At 53.1% G+C, this 18784-nt stretch carries 17 protein-coding genes; 5 read left to right on the top strand and 12 right to left on the bottom strand.

Features of this window, described 5'->3' with window-relative positions:
* Positions 1–47: 47 nt before the first annotated feature.
* The 6 genes from lptB to H586_RS0110415 all read right to left on the bottom strand — a co-directional run bounded on the left by lptB (position 48) and on the right by H586_RS0110415 (position 5068).
* Complete coding sequence (lptB, locus tag H586_RS0110390; protein ID WP_011367697.1) at positions 48–770, bottom strand: LPS export ABC transporter ATP-binding protein; 723 nt, start codon at positions 768–770, stop codon at positions 48–50.
* Positions 771–1310 carry an LptA/OstA family protein gene (locus H586_RS0110395; protein ID WP_011367696.1) on the bottom strand — a complete coding sequence of 180 codons (540 nt, stop codon included), beginning with the start codon at positions 1308–1310 and terminating at the stop codon, positions 771–773.
* Complete coding sequence (gene lptC / locus H586_RS20120) at positions 1297–1911, bottom strand: LPS export ABC transporter periplasmic protein LptC (protein WP_011367695.1); 615 nt, start codon at positions 1909–1911, stop codon at positions 1297–1299. Before lptC ends, H586_RS0110395 begins: the two co-directional genes overlap by 14 nt.
* Positions 1912–2433, bottom strand: coding sequence for a KdsC family phosphatase (locus H586_RS0110405; RefSeq protein ID WP_011367694.1), 522 nt, complete (start codon positions 2431–2433; stop codon positions 1912–1914).
* Positions 2423–3241, bottom strand: a complete 819-nt coding sequence (kdsA, locus tag H586_RS0110410) for a 3-deoxy-8-phosphooctulonate synthase (RefSeq protein WP_011367693.1) — start codon at positions 3239–3241, stop codon at positions 2423–2425. The genes H586_RS0110405 and kdsA overlap by 11 nt, the downstream gene beginning before the upstream one ends.
* A gap of 180 nt (positions 3242–3421) precedes the next feature.
* Entirely contained in the window at positions 3422–5068 is a 1647-nt protein-coding gene (locus H586_RS0110415; protein WP_011367692.1) for a CTP synthase, read from the bottom strand.
* A gap of 232 nt (positions 5069–5300) precedes the next feature.
* Here H586_RS0110415 and H586_RS0110420 point away from each other — a divergent pair, with 232 nt between their 5' ends.
* Together H586_RS0110420 and H586_RS18935 are read left to right on the top strand one after the other, a co-directional pair.
* Positions 5301–6110: a phosphoribosylformylglycinamidine synthase subunit PurQ gene (locus H586_RS0110420; protein WP_011367691.1), complete on the top strand. Its 810-nt coding sequence runs from the start codon at positions 5301–5303 to the stop codon at positions 6108–6110.
* A gap of 66 nt (positions 6111–6176) precedes the next feature.
* Entirely contained in the window at positions 6177–6560 is a 384-nt protein-coding gene (locus H586_RS18935) for a hypothetical protein (protein WP_049753807.1), read from the top strand.
* A gap of 93 nt (positions 6561–6653) precedes the next feature.
* Here H586_RS18935 and H586_RS20660 read toward each other — a convergent pair whose 3' ends face one another.
* On the bottom strand, positions 6654–6758 hold the full coding sequence (locus H586_RS20660; RefSeq protein WP_011367689.1) for a MetS family NSS transporter small subunit: 105 nt from the start codon (positions 6756–6758) through the stop codon (positions 6654–6656).
* Positions 6758–8254: a sodium-dependent transporter gene (locus tag H586_RS0110435; protein ID WP_011367688.1), complete on the bottom strand. Its 1497-nt coding sequence runs from the start codon at positions 8252–8254 to the stop codon at positions 6758–6760. Before H586_RS0110435 ends, H586_RS20660 begins: the two co-directional genes overlap by 1 nt.
* Before the next feature lie 437 nt (positions 8255–8691).
* Between H586_RS0110435 and H586_RS0110445 the strand changes: the two genes are divergently transcribed.
* A complete protein-coding gene (locus H586_RS0110445; protein WP_027181991.1) occupies positions 8692–9108 on the top strand; it encodes a hypothetical protein in 417 nt (138 codons plus the stop codon).
* A gap of 109 nt (positions 9109–9217) precedes the next feature.
* Here H586_RS0110445 and H586_RS0110450 read toward each other — a convergent pair whose 3' ends face one another.
* Genes H586_RS0110450 through rsfS form a run of 3 tightly spaced genes read right to left on the bottom strand, consistent with a single transcriptional unit; the run spans position 9218 to position 11396 of the window.
* Entirely contained in the window at positions 9218–9463 is a 246-nt protein-coding gene (locus H586_RS0110450) for a hypothetical protein (protein ID WP_011367686.1), read from the bottom strand.
* Positions 9460–11001: a 2,3-bisphosphoglycerate-independent phosphoglycerate mutase gene (gpmI, locus tag H586_RS0110455; RefSeq protein WP_027181992.1), complete on the bottom strand. Its 1542-nt coding sequence runs from the start codon at positions 10999–11001 to the stop codon at positions 9460–9462. The genes H586_RS0110450 and gpmI overlap by 4 nt, the downstream gene beginning before the upstream one ends.
* A complete protein-coding gene (gene rsfS / locus H586_RS0110460; RefSeq protein ID WP_011367684.1) occupies positions 11001–11396 on the bottom strand; it encodes a ribosome silencing factor in 396 nt (131 codons plus the stop codon). Before rsfS ends, gpmI begins: the two co-directional genes overlap by 1 nt.
* A gap of 406 nt (positions 11397–11802) precedes the next feature.
* Here rsfS and H586_RS0110465 point away from each other — a divergent pair, with 406 nt between their 5' ends.
* Both H586_RS0110465 and H586_RS20435 read left to right on the top strand, forming a co-directional pair.
* Positions 11803–13620, top strand: coding sequence for a methyl-accepting chemotaxis protein (locus H586_RS0110465; RefSeq protein ID WP_027181993.1), 1818 nt, complete (start codon positions 11803–11805; stop codon positions 13618–13620).
* A 327-nt stretch (positions 13621–13947) separates the two neighbouring features.
* A complete protein-coding gene (locus H586_RS20435; RefSeq protein ID WP_011367682.1) occupies positions 13948–14106 on the top strand; it encodes a YqaE/Pmp3 family membrane protein in 159 nt (52 codons plus the stop codon).
* A gap of 66 nt (positions 14107–14172) precedes the next feature.
* Here the strand turns inward: H586_RS20435 and H586_RS20125 are convergent, their stop codons facing one another.
* On the bottom strand, positions 14173–16866 hold the full coding sequence (locus H586_RS20125; protein WP_051363979.1) for a methyl-accepting chemotaxis protein: 2694 nt from the start codon (positions 16864–16866) through the stop codon (positions 14173–14175).
* Positions 16867–18784: the final 1918 nt, after the last annotated feature.

Raw genomic sequence — 18784 nt, forward strand, 5'->3', positions numbered from 1 at the left:
TCTTTTCTGCCACATATATCTGTGTGATGCAACCGGAGCCGGGGGACTTACAGGCAGAAGCCCTCTCCCAGATAGACACTGCGGGCCTTGGGATCGGCCACAATGGCTTCCGGAGTGCCTTCCAGAATGACCCTTCCTTCGTAAACGAGATAAGCCCTGTCGCAGATATTCAATGTTTCACGTACATTATGATCAGAGATCAACACCCCGATACCTTTGTCGCGCAGTTTTTTGATGATTTCCTGAATATCATCCACGGCCAGAGGATCAATGCCGGCAAACGGTTCATCAAGCAGGATGAACTTCGGGGCGCGGATGAGGGCCCGGGCGATTTCCAGCCGCCGCCGTTCACCGCCGGACAGGTGCATGGCGTATGAATCGGCGATGTGGGTGATGCCGAACTCTTCAAGCAGTTCCTGCGCTCTTGCCTGCTGAGCTTTTTTGCTCAACCCCACATGTTCCAGAATCATCTGCAGATTCTGAGTGACAGTGAGTTTTTTAAAAACAGAACTTTCCTGAGGCAGATAGCTCAAACCGATACGGGCGCGTTCATGCAGCGGCCAGTCGGATATGCTCAGGTCATCCAGCTGCACCTCGCCGGCATTGGGCTTTACAATGCCTATGAGCATATAAAAGGTCGTGGTCTTGCCCGCGCCGTTGGGGCCCAGCAGGCCGACAATTTCCCCCTGTTTCACATTCAGGGAAACGCCGCAGACCACTTCGCGCGAACCGTATTGCTTGCGCAACCCTGTAGCCTGAATGACCGCCATTTACTTCTTCATCCTTTTGGGGGCGGAAAAAACCGCATTGACGGGCTTACCAGGCGCGCCCAACACTTCACTTCTGTTCTCGTTCACATAAAACCTGATTTCCTGCCCGCCGATACTGTTGCCCTCGTCGCGAAGTACGGGGTCTCCTTCCATCACAAGCAGTCCTTCCGAAACCTTGTAGGTGGCCTTGCGGCATTCTCCCGATTTCGTCAGCTGCTTCATGCGTACGTTACCTTCGGCCACCAGCCTGTTGATCTGGCCGGCGTCAATGGCAGGGCCTTCGGCGTCGTTTTGCTTCGCGGCGGCACTGGCGTTCTTGTCCAGATAGACGGAGATGGAGTCCGCCCACAGTTCAAATTCACCGCGCTGCACGTATACATCCTGTTCAAAAATGATCAGCTGGGCGTTGGCGTCATAAGTCATGGTCTTAGATGTGATGGAGGTGGGAATATCCTCTGCCGCGGTGGCGGGGGCGGCCTGCAAAACCAGACAGGCAAGCAGCACCATAATCATGTGGCCTGTTATGCTAATTCTGTTCATGACGTTTTTCTCCTCGGGCTAAGCCGCTGAAGCCGTCTTCAAGGTACAGAACCATGTCAACGCTTCCGCGGGCTTTAATGACGTTAGTGTCCAGCAGCCACAGCACGTCATGCATGGTACCGTTCATGGCGCCGGTTTCAAACCATACCTTTTCGGGCATGGTCAGTTCACGGGAGCTGCCAAGGTAGGTCAGCAGAGATGTTTTAAGCATTTTGTCTGTCTGCACCAGAACCACATCGTCCCACAGACGCATGGACTGGCTGCTCTGCTTTATTTCGCCCCAGCGCGCTTTAACACTCAGGTTGTCGTTTTGTTTTTCAAGAAAATAGACAATGTCGGGCTGCTTGATGCGTACAGTGTCGCCCTGCTGGTCATAAAACGCTTTTTCAGCTTCCAGCGTCCACAGTTCGCGTCCTTTTTCGCCCTGCTTCAGGCGCACACCCGACAGCGCCAGATCGACATTACCTTCCACGGCAGGCTGGGCATCGGTCAGAGAGCGTCGCACTTCACTGACCTGACGTGCCCCCATGGCCGCATACAACAGCAGGCCGGTGAGCAGAATCAGCATACCGGCGACCCAGTACATTCTGCGGCGGGACATCTAGGAAGACCACTCCCTGAGCATGGGAGCCAGTTTGTTCTGGGCATCAAGGATAAAACGTACAGCTTCGCGCACGGCGCCATGGCCTCCCGTGGCGGTGGTGACATATTTGGCCACGGCCTTTACCTCCGGCTGGGCGTTGGCCACTGCCATGGGCAGCCCCACAAGATTGAGCGGGGCCAGATCCACCCAGTCATCGCCCAGAAAAGCGGCCTGCTCCGGTTTGAGAGCATATTTTTCAAGCAATCCCTGCATGACGTCCAGCTTGTGCGTGAAGCCCGCATGGTAGTCCTCTATGCCCAGCCCGCGCACACGCTCGGCCACGGCTTCAGAGTCAAGACCGGTAATCACGGCCACGACAAGCCCTGCGGACTGAGCCATCTTGATTCCCAGCCCGTCCTGCACATTGAAGCGCTTGGCCACCCTGCCGTCACCAAAATAGTACAGACCGCCGTCTGTCAGCACCCCGTCCACATCCAGAACAAGCAGGCGGATGTTGGCGGCCAGCTCTTTAACACGCATAGTCAATACTCCAGATGCTCTTCAGATCTCCTACAAGATCGCTCAGGCGCCCCGCGGGCCAGCTGTTGGGGCCGTCGCACAGCGCCTTGTCGGGGTCGGGATGACATTCCAGAAAAACCCCGTTTGCACCTGCTGCCACAGCTGCGCGGGCCAGTGCAGGAACATGCCTTCTGTCCCCTCCGGAGCAGGAACCCTGCCCGCCCGGAAGCTGTACGGAATGGGTGGCATCGAAAATTACAGGAACATTCAGGCTGCGCATGATGGAAAAAGAGCGGAAATCGACCACAAGATTGTTATAGCCGAAACTTGCCCCTCTTTCGGTAAGCATCACGTGACGGTTTCCTGCCGCATGCAGTTTTTCCACCACTGGCCCCATATCCCAAGGCGCCACAAACTGGCCTTTCTTTACATTGACCACACTGCCGGTGGCGGCAGCCGCCTGCAGCAGGGCTGTCTGCCTGCACAGAAATGCCGGTATTTGCAAAATGTCAGCCACAGCTGCCACAGGTGCGGCCTGAGCAGGTTCATGAATATCGGTAATGACAGGCAGGCCCGTTTCTTCGCGGATGCGGGCCAGCCACTCCAGCCCCGTAGTCATTCCGGGGCCGCGGAAGCTGGAGGCCGATGTACGGTTGGCCTTGTCAAAAGAGCTTTTAAAAATTGCTGTGACAGCATGTCTGTCCGCAGCCTCACGCACAATGCGGGCAGTTTCAAGCGCCAGCTCGTAGCTTTCGAGCACGCAGGGGCCTGCAATGATAAACGGGCCGTCGCACAGGGTTTTATAGAGTTCTGTCGTAGAAAACGTCATGCATCTCCGCCATGGTAAAATCTTGGTGAGGTGGCCGCGGCGCACGGCTTGGGCGCGGCTGTCCGGCAGCATGCCGGAACCGGAAAACCACAGGAAACCTATCCGATTCAAAGCCGGATTGAAAGTCTAAAAAAACGGGGCGCACTGGTGTGCGCCCCGTTTATGGCAGGAGTTCAAGCGTTACCGCTTGCTTTTTACAGCCTGTTTTCCGGCGGCTTTTATAAACTCGCGGAAAAGCGGATGCGGTGTCATGGGGTAGGACTTGAATTCAGGGTGGAACTGACAGCCGAGGAACCAGGGATGATCCTTGATTTCAACCATTTCGACAAGTTCACCATCGGGTGACAGACCACTGAATACCAGCCCGGCCTCTTTGAGCTTGTCAAGATAGGCGTTGTTGAATTCAAAACGGTGACGGTGGCGTTCGTCCACTTTTTCAGCCTGATAGGCAGTGAAGGCATTGGTACCCTTGACCACGGCGCAGGGGTACGATCCCAGACGCATGGTGCCGCCTTTTTCGCTGCCTGAATCACGCCGCTCCACCTGCTTGCTGCGGAAATCAAACCATTCCGTCATCAGGTAGATCACCTTGTCGGGAGTCTGTTCGTCAAACTCTTCGGAGTTGGCGGCGGGCAGTCCGGCTACATTGCGGGCAAATTCGATGACCGCACATTGCATACCCAGACATATGCCGAAGAAAGGCACCTTGTTCTCACGGGCATAACGGATGGCCCGGATTTTTCCTTCCACGCCTCGGCTGCCGAAGCCGCCGGGAACCAGAATGCCGTCGAGACCGGCCAGAGATTCCGCCACATTTTCATCGGTGATGAGCTCGGAATTGACGTACTTGAGCTCCACAGCCAGCTTGTTGGCCACACCGCCGTGAATAAGCGCTTCGTGCAGGCTTTTGTATGCTTCCTTAAGATCGACATACTTGCCCACGATACCGATGGTCACCTTGCCCTGCGGGTTGGCGCATGTGTCCACCAGCTCCTGCCATTTGCTCAGGTCAGGATTTTTGGCCGGCAGCTGCAGCATGATGGCGATCTTCTGATCAAAGCCTTCCTCATAGAAGCTGAGCGGCACTTCATAGATGTTTTTCACGTCAACAGCAGAAAAAACAGCATCTTTTTCCACGTTGCAGAACAGAGCAATCTTGTGCTTGAGGTCATCGGTGACGGCTTTTTCGCAACGGCACAGAATAATGTCGGGCTGAATGCCTATGCTGCGAAGCTCTTTGACGCTGTGCTGGGTAGGCTTGGTTTTGTGTTCGCCGGCGGCGGCCAGATACGGTACCAGCGTCAGGTGGATGTACATGCAGCGGTCACGGCCCAGATCGGAACGAAGCTGCCGGATGGCTTCAAGGAACGGCTGTCCTTCGATGTCACCCACGGTTCCGCCTATTTCCACCAGCGCCACATCAAGGTCGTCGCTGGCCAGATTCATAATCACGCTTTTGATTTCGTCGGTGATATGCGGAATAACCTGAACGGTGCCCCCCAGATAGTCGCCGCGGCGTTCCTTTGTGATCACGCGGTGGTAGATGGAACCGGACGTGTAGTTGTTGCGCTGGTTCATGGGAATGCCGAGGTAGCGCTCGTAATGGCCAAGATCAAGGTCGGTTTCCGCGCCGTCGTCGGTCACATACACTTCACCGTGCTGAAACGGGTTCATGGTGCCGGGGTCGACGTTGATGTAGGGGTCGAGTTTCTGAATGGTGACCTTGAGTCCCCGGGCCTGCAGCAGTGCCCCCACAGATGCGGCAGCCAGCCCTTTGCCCAGCGACGAAAGCACCCCGCCGGTGATAAAGATAAACTTGGTTTTCATGTAACTCCTGCCTCAGCATGATTTGATTCGGAAACGGGAAAAAATCCTGTTTCACACGGTAACAGCTGATTGTATCAAAAACGACACCCCTCGTCAGCCATTGACGCCGACAGGGGCTGCCACTATTATCTGCGGTTCCGAGCAGCAACTGCCCGGATATCTCCGCACGCACAAACGTGTGTTGCTACGGAATGGACATTCCTCTGTCAAGCAAACATTTTCAGGAGCCATGATGACCAAGGTGAATACGCTGGTTATAACCGGCTACGGGACTAACTGCGAAGTTGAATGCGCGCACGCTGCGCGTATTGCAGGAGCCGATGCCGTTGAAATAGCCCATTTTTCCGATCTTGAAACCGGCAGAATCCGCCTTGAGGATTTTAATTTTCTTATTTTCCCCGGCGGCTTTCTTGATGGTGACGATCTGGGAGCGGCTCAGGCAGCAGCGCAACGCTGGAGACACGCCCAGACCAAGGACGGCACCCCACTGCTGGACCAGCTGAAAAATTTCTTTGACCGCGGCGGGCTGATCATGGGCATCTGCAACGGCTTCCAGTTGCTTGTCAAACTGGGACTGCTGCCCGCTCTCGATTCAATGTATTTCGAACGGCAGGTTTCGCTCAGTCACAACGATTCAGCGCGGTATGAAGACCGCTGGTGCCACCTGAAAGTGAATACGCACAGTCCCTGTGTATTCACGCACGGCCTTACTTCGCTGTATATTCCCGTGCGCCACGGCGAAGGCAAGTTGATTCCCGAAAATGAAGAAACGTTGAAACGACTGGTGGCGGAAAACCTTGTTGTCTTTCAGTACGCCCACCCCGAGACCATGGAAGTAACTCAGGAATACCCATGGAACCCCAACGGTTCCCCTCTCGGCATCGCGGGACTGACCGACCCCACCGGGCGTGTGCTGGGCCTGATGCCGCATCCGGAAGCATTCAACCATGTGACCAACCATCCCGGCTGGACCCGTGGCGAGAGTGACCCGCTGGGTACGGTTTTGTTCGAAAATGCCGTTGCCTACCTGAAAAAACAATAGCACTCAGAGCGGAGCATGAATTCATGCTCCGCTTTTCAGTAATTTTTACGGCCTGCCGCAGAGGTGATGATGGTACCTTGCCTTATTTGCGGAAAAGACGCTTCCACCGGCTGGCTGCTCGGCCTCTCTCCTTCGCCGGACAGCCTTAAAGTGGCATTATGTGCCGGGCATGACACGGCGGAAAACAGAACGCTGGCCGCTGCTGCCTGGGAAAAGCTGATGCACGGGGAAGTCGCCCGGCTGATACAACTGCATGCTGTTCCTTTCCGGTCGCGGACTCCCTATGTTTTGACGGTGCGCTATGTTGATGGCGGCAGTGAATCCACGCCCTGCGTCGCACATGCCGTTTTTGAAAATATGGCGCTGCAGGTCACTCCGCCGGAAGGTGCGGTCCGGTATTACCTGCTGCGCTATATCAAAAGTTTTGAGACATCAGCCTTTGCCCGCTGACACCGCAGGGACAAGGCTGTTTTTAGTCTGTTACAGAAAAAAGGGCCGGAACGCAGTGCGTTCCGGCCCTTTTATGGTCTGATTCTGTTCAAATTATTTATGTCTGTTATTGCGGATGGCTGTGACAAAGCACCAGCAAGCCCCGCCCCAGGTCAGCCCCAGGCCGACAATCATCATGATTATTGCTTCAATGCTCATTAGTTTCCTCCTGCCGGCTTATTGATAAAGCGTTCCGTTGCGGGCTGGTTTTTCAGCCAGAAGGCGATAACCAGAGAAACAGGCAGCAGCGACCAGCCAAGCAGCATCAGGTCTCTGACAGGATACCCGCCGTAGCCGTTCACCAGGTCTCCGTGCAGGTTGGAAAGGATGGAGTATCCGAGCACGGCAACGGTCACATACTTGAGGCACTTTTTCCAGAGGTTGTTCACCGAAAAATCGGAGAGCGAGTTCACATGGGTGCGTATGTCTTCAAGATTCAGCACCCAGCTAAGCAGAATAATTTCGATGATGGCACCAAACAGCAGAGCCTGACTGTTCACAAAATGGTCGACGATATCAAGGATGAACAGACCTGCGCCGGTGGTGAACACCACGGTGACCGCAAACCCGCCCAGACAGAAGAACGATACCGTGTCGCGGCGCCGCCAGCCGAATTTGTCAATCAGCGAAGAAACACAGGCTTCCACGATGGAAATGTGCGAACTCACCCCGGCCATGGCCAGACACAGGAAGAACAGCGTGCCTATGAGTTCCGGCGCAGGCAGCGAATTGATGGCCTTGGGAATGGTAACAAAAGCCAGCCCGACGCCCGCTCCGGCAACGTCTTTGATCGAAGCGCCGGTTTCAAGAGCCATATTGCCCAGCACACTGAAAATAAGAACGCCTGAAAGCAGCGAAAAACCGCAGTTGATGAACACGGTCATGGCTGCGTTGTTGTTTACGTCTTCATCGGGCGGCAGGTAGCTGGAATAGGCCACCATGATTGAAAAGCCCACACTGAGGGAGTAGAAAATCTGCCCGTAGGCGGCGGCCCATACTTTGTAATCAAGCACCTTTGAAAAGTCGGGCTTGAAAAGATAGTTCAGGCCGTCAAGAGCCCCGTCCAGCGTTACAACGCGGACAATAAGCAGGAGGACCAGCAGGAAAAGCGCGGGAATAAGCACCTTGTTTGCCCGCTCAATGCCTTTTTTAATGCCGGAAACACAGGCAAGCCATGTGATGCCCCAAGCGGCAAGGCAGGAAACAAAGATGGGCCAGCGTATGCCGCCGAATTCAAGGGGAGAACTGGTGAGGCCGAGGAATTCACCGAAAAAGAACCCCTTGGGATCGTCGCCCCACGAAAGGTCGAGCGAAAAGGTGACATAATTCAGCGTCCAGCCGATGACGGCAATGTAATAGGTTGCAATGATGGCCGCCACCATCACCTGCAGCCAGCCGACCCATTCCCATTTGGGATTCAGGCGGGCAAAAAGCCGCGGGGCTGAGCTGCGGTACTTCTGCCCTACGCCGAACTCCAGAATCATAAACGGAATACCGGCGGTAAGCAGGGCAAAAATATAAGGAATAAGAAACGCCCCACCGCCGTTATCATATGCTACATACGGAAAACGCCAAATGTTACCCAGTCCGATGGCGGACCCCACAGCGGCCAGAATAAAACCGGCCCGCGAGCCCCATTGTTCACGCTTGCTCATTGCTCTTCCTAAAGCGTTTGCAGAATACGGCATGTCGATCCGCTATTCTGATTGATGTGAAACCTCTGACTTCACTGTTTTGTATAAAACCTGTGAAACTGGCCCTGAACAGGCAATTCTCCCCCGTCAGGAGAATTATGATGCCGCATGACAACACGTTATCTGCGGCAGAAGACGCGTGTACGTCTCCATCTTTTCAGAGCGGAGAAGCACTTTTACGTTCCGTGTGCAAAAATGTCTATCCCAAACCCGCCTCTCCTGCGGGAGAAAGACTTTTTTGCACTTTTGCAAACTTTTCCTTCTGATTCGGGCAAGGCACTGTTCCTGCCGTGCCTCACTGTCCGGTTCAGGCATCCGACATTGACAAACCACAGCCACAGTGCGAGAGAACTCACCAGAAAAGAACGATTTTCATTACTTCAATAAAGGAGCTGAACGTGCATCCCGAATCAGTCAAAGAGCTGGAAACCCTGCTTACGGCATGGGAAGACAGCAACGGAACCCGTAAAGCTTTCGAACTGTTCAAGCATCATCTGGAATCCTTTGAAGGGGTCACCTTCGACTTTAAAGCGCGCCCCGGCATCAGCTACTCACTGCGGGCTGCGCACCCCAGCCAGAAAAACCGTAAACTGTTCACGCTGGTTGACGTCATTGACGACGATCCGGCAGCCCGCTGGCTCTCCGTATGTTTTTACGAAGACATGATCACCGATCCGGACGAGCGCGGCGACTTTGTGCCCGGCGGCCTGCTGGGCGAAGACGCACACTGCCTTGATCTGGACGAATGGGATGACGAACACGTCGATTACATCAAAAAACGGCTTACAGAGGCTGCCACATCAGCTTCAGCCTGACCGGAAAAGACACCGATACAAAAAAAGCCCCGCACGCGGGGCTTTTTTTGATTGAACAGCCGCCGCAGGCAAAGGCATCCTGTCTCACCTGCGGCTGAAAAAATCAGTTTTACATAAAATCAGGATCGATGGACGCTTTTCCGTTATCTAGAATAACTTTTAGAAAGCTTAGCGTCCGTGCATCCACAGGAACAACGGGGAACGTGTTGAGACAGCTGTCACATTTAGCCACGGTCGGTTTCACCGGATTAAGCATGGGAATTTTATGCTCGCAGAACGGGCACGGATAAAAAAGCAGCAGCTCAAGCGCCACAGGCTTTACTGGAGCCACTGGCTTACGTGTTCTGGTACTCATAAGGATTCCTTTACAAGCAGGCTCTGTCCGGTCATGGCTTCGGGCCGGTGCAGCCCCAGTATATCAATAATTGTCGGTGCGACATCCCCCAGTTTGCCTTCCGGCACAAGGCGCCATGCGGCCGGTGCACCCAGCAGAGCCACAGGCACGGGATTCATGCTGTGCGCAGTATGGGGGTTGCCCTGTGCATCCAGCAGCTGCTCAGCGTTGCCGTGGTCGGCGGTAACCATAACCACGCCGCCCCTCTCTACAAACGCGTCTATAATTCTGCCGGTGCAGGCGTCAACGGCCTCGCAGGCTTTTACAGCGGCGGAAAACACTCCGGTGTGTCCTACCATGTCAAGATTGGCAAGGTTGCACACAATGAGACCGTACCCCTTGTCCAGAGCGGCAAGCAGCGAATCCGTCACCTCATAGACGCTCATTTCGGGTTTGAGATCGTATGTGGCAACATCGCGGGGCGAGGGAACAAGCAGACGGTCTTCACCCGTAAAAGGCTCTTCGCGTCCGCAGTTGAAAAAATACGTCACATGGGCATATTTTTCTGTTTCGGCAATTCTGAACTGGCTGATACCGGCCAGAGAGACAACTTCACCCAGAGTGCCCTCAAGGGGGTCTTTGTCAAAAGCCACCGGCACATCAAATGACGCGTCGTAGGATGTCATGGTGGCGAAGCGGGCAAGAACAGGTACCCGCCCTCTGTCAAAAGCATCAAACGAGGGGTCAATAAAGCAGCGGGTGAGCTGTCTGGCCCGGTCTGCCCGGAAATTGTAAAAAAATATACCGTCACCATCGGCAATACCGGCGGCAGAGCCGACAATCACGGGTTTTATGAATTCATCGGTCTGGCCTGCGGCATACGCGTTTTCAACAGCTTGGGCTGCACTGTCCGCAGATTCGCCCTGCCCGTGGACAAGAGCATTCCATGCGGTTTCATTACGTTCCCAATGACGGTCTCTGTCCATGGCATAGTACCGGCCGGTGACACTGGCAATACGGCCGTGCCCCAGTCTGACGAGTACCTCTTCAAGGTCATTGATGAACTGCAGGCCGCTTTTAGGAGCGGTATCCCTTCCATCCATAAATGCGTGGATGCACACAGGCACACAGGCATCGCGGGCGGCTTCCACAAGCGCATAAAGATGACGGACGTGACTGTGCACCCCGCCGTCGGATACAAGCCCGAGCAGGTGCAGTGTTCCGCCGGAGCTTTTCAACGCGTCGAACATGTCTGCAATTGCCGGACGGGCCGACAGCTGCCGCTCCTCCACCGCGATATCAATGCGGGTCATGTCCTGATAAACAATTCTTCCGGCACCAAGATTCATATGCCCCACTTCGGAATTGCCCATAAATCCGTCGGGCAAACCTACAGATCTGCCGGAACATTGCAGGCGGCTGCGGCACGGTGCAGCCATAAGGCTGTCCAGCACGGGAGTACGGGCTGCCGACACTGCGTTTCCCTTGCCGGCGGGGGCAATTCCCCACCCGTCAAGAATGAGCAGCAGAACAGGATTCAGCGGGCCGGAAGATGACATTATTCTTCTCCTGTCCGGTTCCGGACGGCCTCCACCTGCGGAGCGTCTGCCCATAGCCCTTCAAGATTATACAGTTCGCGTGAATCGGGCTGAAAGATATTCACCACGACATCGTTCATATCGAGCAGAATCCATTTTCCGGCCTGATAGCCTTCCACGCGCAGGAACTCGAAATTATTCTGCTTGCAAAAATCAAGCATGTAGTCGGCCAAAGCCTGTCCCTGACGCACGGAGCCGGCAGTACCCACAATCATAAAATCGGTAAAGCCGCTGATTCCGCGCAGATCAAATACAAGCAGGTCACGCGCTTTTTTGTCATTGAGCAGCGCGGCAAGGCGCTGGGCTTTTTCATGCCCGTCAGCAAGGGAGAACTTCTTTTCTTTCTTGGTAACCATATATATCAGATGTTCCTCAGGTTGTTTGCAAATTGTCCTTCAGGCTCCGTGGTTCACAACTTGAACCGGCCGCCCTCCGGAGTGTTGCGTAATACTGCATTTGGCTGCAACGTGCAAATGATTATGGGACACCGTGCTCATGCGGGCGTGGCCATATCAGTGTGCGTTCAAGCGCCGGCAATATTCGGCATCGTTCCGGCCCCCTTTTCTGTTGTTTCTGCCTACCGTGTGCTCACGGCACGCACCCCAGCTTCAGACTTCGTTGTTCCTGCTCTGTTTACTTCCTCACATGTGATGTTTACAATACCGCCTTCCGCGGGTTGCCGCCTCCGGAATCGAGATAAAAAGCGGCCTGCTGCGGTCCCATTCTCTTTTCCGTTATTCATGTCACTTTTTGGGGGAATCAATGATCCGTCGTGTTACCATCAGTTCACGCATATGGTTTTTGTGTGCGCTGCTTTTTCTTGTCCCTTCTGTAATTCTTTTCATGTACTGGAACTCTGCAAGCAAACTTGCAGACATCAGCAAAACTGAATTCCGTAATGCTATCGAACAGGACGAACGCCATAAAATAGAGATCGCCACTTCTGTACTGGCTGAATCGCTTGCTGTAGCCCTGCAGGGCGTCACTGATCCTGCGCGGCAGGCAGTTGTGGTACAAAATGCCCTGGATAAAATACGGTTTGAGCAGGATAGCTCGGGTTATTTTTATGCATACAGAGGCACCGTCTGCGTGGCCCACGCCACATCCCCTGCCCTGATCAATAAAGACCTGAGCGGACTTAAAGCCGCTGACGGAACCTATATTATACGTTCACTTTTCAGACTGGCACAAAGCGGAGGTGGCGTAATGGCTTTTCCGTGGGAAAAGCCAGGCGAAGGAATGCAGGATAAAATAGGCACCGCACGCTTTATTCCCGGCACTGACATTTGGATAGGTACCGGTGTATATCTTTCCAACATCGCAAAAGCCGAGACCGCCTTGCAGCAGACCCTGACTCGCAGTATCCGGCCGCTGCTTGTTACCACCATCGGCGCGCTGGCTGCCGCAGGCCTGCTGGGTATTCTTCCGCTATGCTTCATTATCACCCGCAGCATACTTACCCCGCTCAGAGAGGCTGTGCAGGGTGCCGGCAGGATTGCCGGCGGCTCGCTTGATGTGCAGCTGAAAGATGACGGCAACGACGAGCTGGCTGCCCTTATGCGGGCACTGAACACCATGACCCGTAATCTGGCAGAAACCCATGTCCGGCTGGAAACAGCGCTGGAGGAAGCACGGGAAGAATCGCGCAAGGCCGGAACGGCTCGGAGTGAAGCCGAAGAAAGCAAAGCGCAGGTTGAGCGTTCCTATGGTGAGCTTCTGGCCACCGCCGGAGTGCTGGAAGAAACCGTAACGGCAGCAACCGACGCCATGAACGCCGTGCAGAACAACATGCAGAGCCTGAGGAAAAATTCCGCCGCACAGCAGGGTCAGATGGCCGAGATAGAACAGACTGCGGAAAGCCTTTCCAGAGCGTCCCGCCTTATAGGATCACTCAGCGAAGAGACCATGACACAGGGCAAAGCGGAAAAAGCGGCCGCGGCCAAGGGCGTGGACAGAGTGACCGCCTCGGTAGAATCCATACGCGCCATACAGACACAGGCCGGATTGCTGAGCGAGGAGATGGCCGCGCTTGAAGACCATGCAGGCTCCATCACCAAAGTTCTGCACGTTATTTCAGATATAGCCGACCAGACGAACCTGCTAGCGCTTAACGCGGCGATCGAGGCGGCCCGCGCCGGAGATGCAGGACGGGGCTTTGCCGTGGTGGCGGACGAAGTACGCAAACTGGCTGAAAAAACCATGACTGCCACCCAGGAGGTGGGCCAGATAATTTCTGGCATTCAGCAATCGGCCCGTACCAATGCCCAATCCATGCTGACCATGGCAGAGAGTGTTTCTTCCGCGGCCAGACAGGCGGAAGATTCCGGCCATGACCTGAAGCAGATAGCCGCAGGTGTGGAGACAGCCTTTGTCCGGTCGGAAAGTATTTTCCGTGCGGCTGAAAGCCAGAACAGAGAAGTGGAAAACGTCACACAGGCTCTTGCTGCCATGGACGGTGTCATCGGAGAATCCGATCTCAGTGTACAGAGCACAGACTCTGCTGTCGGTAATCTGCTGGCAGAGATGAATAAACTACAGACCGTAATTGCGGATTTGCACCGTCACACGCGGAAACGGTAACATTCCCGATGGCGCAGTGCAGATTGCTGCGCGCGGGCAAATATGACAGCCGCTCCGACTTCCGGAGCGGCTGTTTTTTATAGAAAAAAGGACGTTCTACGCCTGTTGAGGCGGGGCAAAAAACCGAAGTCCGTTGCAGGCCGGTCATGGTATATACCCCCGCAGGCAAGCGGACTCTACCGTGCTGCAAAGCAGGTAACACGCATGCGTGCGGCCGCCCTGCCGACGGCGTTTACTTTTTTTAATACCGCATGATAAGCTATCCATGTAGGCAACAGCCGCTGACGGAGCGGCACCGGCTCTTTTTATAAGCAAACAGGAGTTAACATGGATTTCTTGCGTATTCTGGTCGCCATCCTGCTTCCCCCGCTGGGCGTATTTCTGCAGGTGGGGCTGGGCGGGGCTTTCTGGCTGAATATCCTGCTGACCATCCTCGGTTACATTCCCGGCATTGTTCATGCCGTATGGGTTATTGCCAGACGATAATCAGGCGGCGGAACACTTGATGTTCCGCCGCCTGCCGTTATAACCCGCCGGATTCCGGCGGGGATGTCATTTAATAAATGTAACCCTTGCCGTTGTTCGCCCTTTACCGGCATGCTCCGAGCTGATACGCACTTTTTCCTTTTTAAACTCCGCAGCTGCCTTGATGATGCCCACAAAGTATTCTCCGTAATCCCTCTGCGACTTATATGTCATAACAAGCGTATCGCCCTGATCGTCATACTCAAATTTAGGCGGGCGTACGCCGGGATTGTCCTTTGTCAGGTGCCTGTGGATATCATTCATGGCCAGCAGAAACTCTTTAAGGGTTTCCCCTTTAAAGTACTGCCTGTACATTCTGTTAAAAGCCTGCAGGCTTGCACGCCCTGCTTTTTCAAAAAACAACTTGGGCTGTTCGCCCGTGCGCTGGCATACTATTTCAGCCATCTGACGCAACACCTGATCGGGGTAGGAATTTCCCGGCATGAAGACAGGCTCGCCCATGGTTTTAGAAACATGAGCAAACACGTCATCCCCATAGATATCTTTTATAAAATTCATAAATATTTTCGGCAAAATACCGCGCATCTTTCCGGAAGACTCATGCAGCAGCCCTTCATCCGTCTGCTCATTTTTAAACTTTGATGACAGGGTGTGCAGTTCCGTGGACAACCTGACAAGCGCCGTGGATTCCCTGTTGGCCTCATGAGAAAACTCGTATGCGTCCACTGCTATTTCATAAATTTTGTCAATACGGCCGCTTATCTCCTCCGTGGCGGCAGACTGTTCTTCAGCGGCGGTGGCAATCTGTGAAATGCGAGCAGTCATCTCTTCAATATTATTCATAATATCTTCAAGAGCCTTACCTGCATCTTCTGACAGCTGGGAAGATTTTTCCACATGCACTTTCGTTTCATCCATTGACCGCACTGCCGCTGTGGAACCTGTCTGTATCTGCACGATGGCGTTTTCAACTTCCTTGGTTGCGCTCATGGTCTTTTCAGCAAGTTTGCGCACTTCATCCGCCACCACGGCAAATCCCCGTCCGGCATCCCCTGCCCTTGCTGCTTCAATGGCTGCGTTAAGTGCCAGCAAATTTGTCTGATCAGCTATATCATTAATTACAGAGATAATACGTCCAATTTCTTCCGCCTTTCCATCCAGACTGTTCAGTACCGATGCAAGATGCTCTGCAGAAGAAGATACGCTGCGCACGGCCTCTATGGCGCCGGTTACCAGACCTACCCCTCGACGGGCGGACTCCGCTCCTTCTGATGCCGTGTGTGATGTCGAGGACGCGTTACCTGCGACTTCGTTAACTGTAGTCATCATCTGGCGTATGGCGGCAGCCACTATTTCAGACTCTTCCTTCTGCGCTTCGGCTCCGCGCGCCTGATGGTCAGCGGAAGATGACAGGATTTCTGAAGAAGCGGAAACCTGCTCTGCCAGCTTGTTTACCTTAAGCCCGACACCGGCCAGTTCCGCCTTCTGTTCTTGAAGAGCGGTCTGTTCTTCTTCCGTACGGTTAAGGGCAACCTGCGCTTCCTGCGCTTTCTGCCTTGCCTCTTCTACCTGTGCAAGAACGCTTTGTTTTTCTGCAGAAAGACGCGCTACGGTGGACTGTATTGAATTTTTGAGCGGAAGCAGACTTGATGAAAATACGCCGTGAACCTCGGCCGTCAGGTCACCCCCATTAATTCTTTCAGCATAATCAACAAGAACAGAAAGAGATTTTACAATGGATGAACCAGATGCCCAGACAATAAAACAGGCCATTATCAAAGCTACCAATGTCAACGCCAGCGAGCTGTATAGTTCGTTCCGGTAGTGTGAAATGCGTTTTTCCAGCAAGATAGTCATTTCGGCGTCTGCAGCATCCCACAGAACAGCCAAGCTGCCGGAAAGAGCGGAAACAGAGTTCATAAAACCATCCGGAACATTGCCCGCAGCCATACTTTCAAGCTGGGCGGCTAATGCGGTATTGGCTTTGGCGTATTGTTTGAACGCCGGTGGAATGTTTTTGTGCAGGGAAGGAGATTCGCCGTAAAAATTCTGATCTTCGTTCATTGCCGTATCAAACGAAGCCTGAATGCGTTCCTGATCGTTTTTCAGCTGCGCTGCGAAAATAGAAAGCTCCGTGGCTTCCTGCCTGCTGACGCTTTGACTGCGCAACAACCGGCTGCCTGTTTCCGCTATGGTTGCCAGCCTGATGTGGGCTGCGGGCACTGCTAGCAGCGTTATGTCCATCAGATAATAACTGTCCAGATCGGGATCGAGAATGAGGTTTGAAGTGTCTCCCCCGTGGGTCACCATCCTGCCGATGTCAGTGATCATCCGTCTGACGTCGGGCAGCATGCTCTGCTCAACGCCGCCTGCCAGCTTCTTCCACCTATTCATGACAGCCGAATACAAAAGGTCCTCTCTATCCCGCAGAGCAAGACCTTGCGGGGTAAACTGCAGGTCATCTCCCACTTCGGCGTGTACAGGTGCAAGGGATCTGAGATTGCTGTCAATCACAGCCAGCGCAGCTTTGACCTTTGCGGTATCTTCCGTAACAAGCCCCCCCGTCACATCAGGAAAAGCTGCCAGTGCATGCTGCAGCGGGCGTTGATATCTGTTTCCGTAAATTTCAAGCTCACTGAATCTGATATCGTACCGGATGCCTGCGACGAACGCATACAAAAGCACGGCGATAGGCAGCAGAAAAACCACACTGGACAGAGTCAGCTTAAGCTCAATGGACTTGGAATCAAGAAACCGCATAATCATCTCCGTCAGTTTTATTCGGCAATGCTCTGTCAGGACACTGCAGAGCTATCTATCATTCCCCGCCAACCTAAAAACATTCTTCAATATAAAATGTGTATGAGCTCAACTGTAATGATTTTTTATCGTAATTTATGACTGACCTCTTCAGGCTGGATTCAAAAAAAGCGCTGCAACCCAACGAGCAGGACTGCCAGCACCACGGCAACCACGATCCGCCTGTAAATGAAAAGGCTGGCTGAGAAATGAACCTCAGCCAGCCTTTTTGTGGATACCCTTTCAGCTGCATTTGCCTTCACTGTCCGTGGAGACTCGTTACGTCTAGCAGCCAAGTGTCGATCTTCAGTTATGTTTTATGGCAGGAGAACAAAACGACACAGGCTTATACCCCTTGTGTACCACCGCTGTGTACCAGACGGTGCTTTGGGATATAAGCCTGCTAAAAATTCAGCTATTACAGCTGATTATGTGTGCTGGCGGAGAGGGTGGGATTTCACTGGTGGGAATCCCAAAATCTCCAACATGCTGAAATTACAGGGTTATACCCCGTTTTCAGTGAAAGAGTGTGTACCCTGCCTTTGTAGCTAATGAATCACGCTTGGTCAAGATTTTGCATAGTTGAAATTGATTCCACTACGTTAGGCGCAAAAAGCTCATATCTTCATTGCCGGGATTCGAACCAAAATCCCAATCGCATGTCGAAAATTGAAATTACAGAGGAAAAAGGAGGATCACTTTCTGTCAGAAAGATAACTAGAAATTGGAATCGTGAGTCCAACGAGTGGTTCTATGAGACGCTTGGTAACTGGGTGCCCGTTGAGAGTCCTAGAGAGGTGGCCCCTATTTTTCGGACAGGTTGGCGGTCTCAACAAGGTGAACCGTTCATTCAGTTACGCCGCCTGAGAGGCACGCAGGTTGAAAGGTGGTCTCACCCATAGCACAGGTCTTCCGAAGGATGCTTTGTCAGGTGTTCTGCCGCTTTAGCTGGAATGCAGATGGTCGCCATTATAATAGTAAACTAAATCCAGTTGCCGATGTCCGTTCTTGCATCGCTTTCCGTTTCAAAAGCCTTTAGGTAGATATACTTGTATTCCAAGGGGTGTATAGGCATTCGATCTTAACGTTGTCCGTCCAGCGGCCACCGCCACCCATTGATATCCGTATGTCAGCGTTTTTAAGCGCTGGGTGAACTCGTGGCTCGTAAATTGACTGCCCTAGTTAATAATGAAAATTTCAGGCCTACCGAACAGCCGGAATACTTCTTCGCCGCCACACGAAGTCAGTCTCCGTGGTGTTCGACACCCGCCAAGATAAAACTTTTCGGCGGTGCCAGCCCATTATAGCTACCAGATACAAAACACATCGACGCCTTGGTATATAGCTGGTGTCGGCTTACCATGCTTGATTGGCCTTTTCGACAGCCATTTCATGCATCAAATACAGATAAACCATGTGCTGCGGATGCGTTTGGTAGGTTCATGGCTTCTAGTAAATCGCCAGTAACCACATCTTGCGCATAACCAGGGCATTTCAAGAAACTGCTCGTCTGTCAAACCGTATAAACGCGAAATGCAATCCGCTCTCACCAGACTTCTTGTAGTAAAAAACGGAACGGCTAAAGCCAATAAGACAGCATTGCCTGAATATGCTTGAAATGCTACTAGAAAACGTACAAGAACTGTGAGGTTAAGTGACCAACATTTTGGTCTAGTATTCCCTTCGAACGCTTCAGAAGATATGTACCCGATGTGTTCGTGTCTTATTTGCGATTGTAAAACTGTTTTGGGTAGATGAAAATATATATTCTTGATTCGTCTTTTGATTTAAACTACTTATCGCGTAACCTTTCATGTTTCAATTTGCTAAATACTTTTAGCGACTGTTTGTTGTCCCAGTAATTCCATTTGTGACTCAT

The sequence above is a fragment of the Oleidesulfovibrio alaskensis DSM 16109 genome, assembly GCF_000482745.1.
Lineage (GTDB): Bacteria > Desulfobacterota > Desulfovibrionia > Desulfovibrionales > Desulfovibrionaceae > Oleidesulfovibrio > Oleidesulfovibrio alaskensis.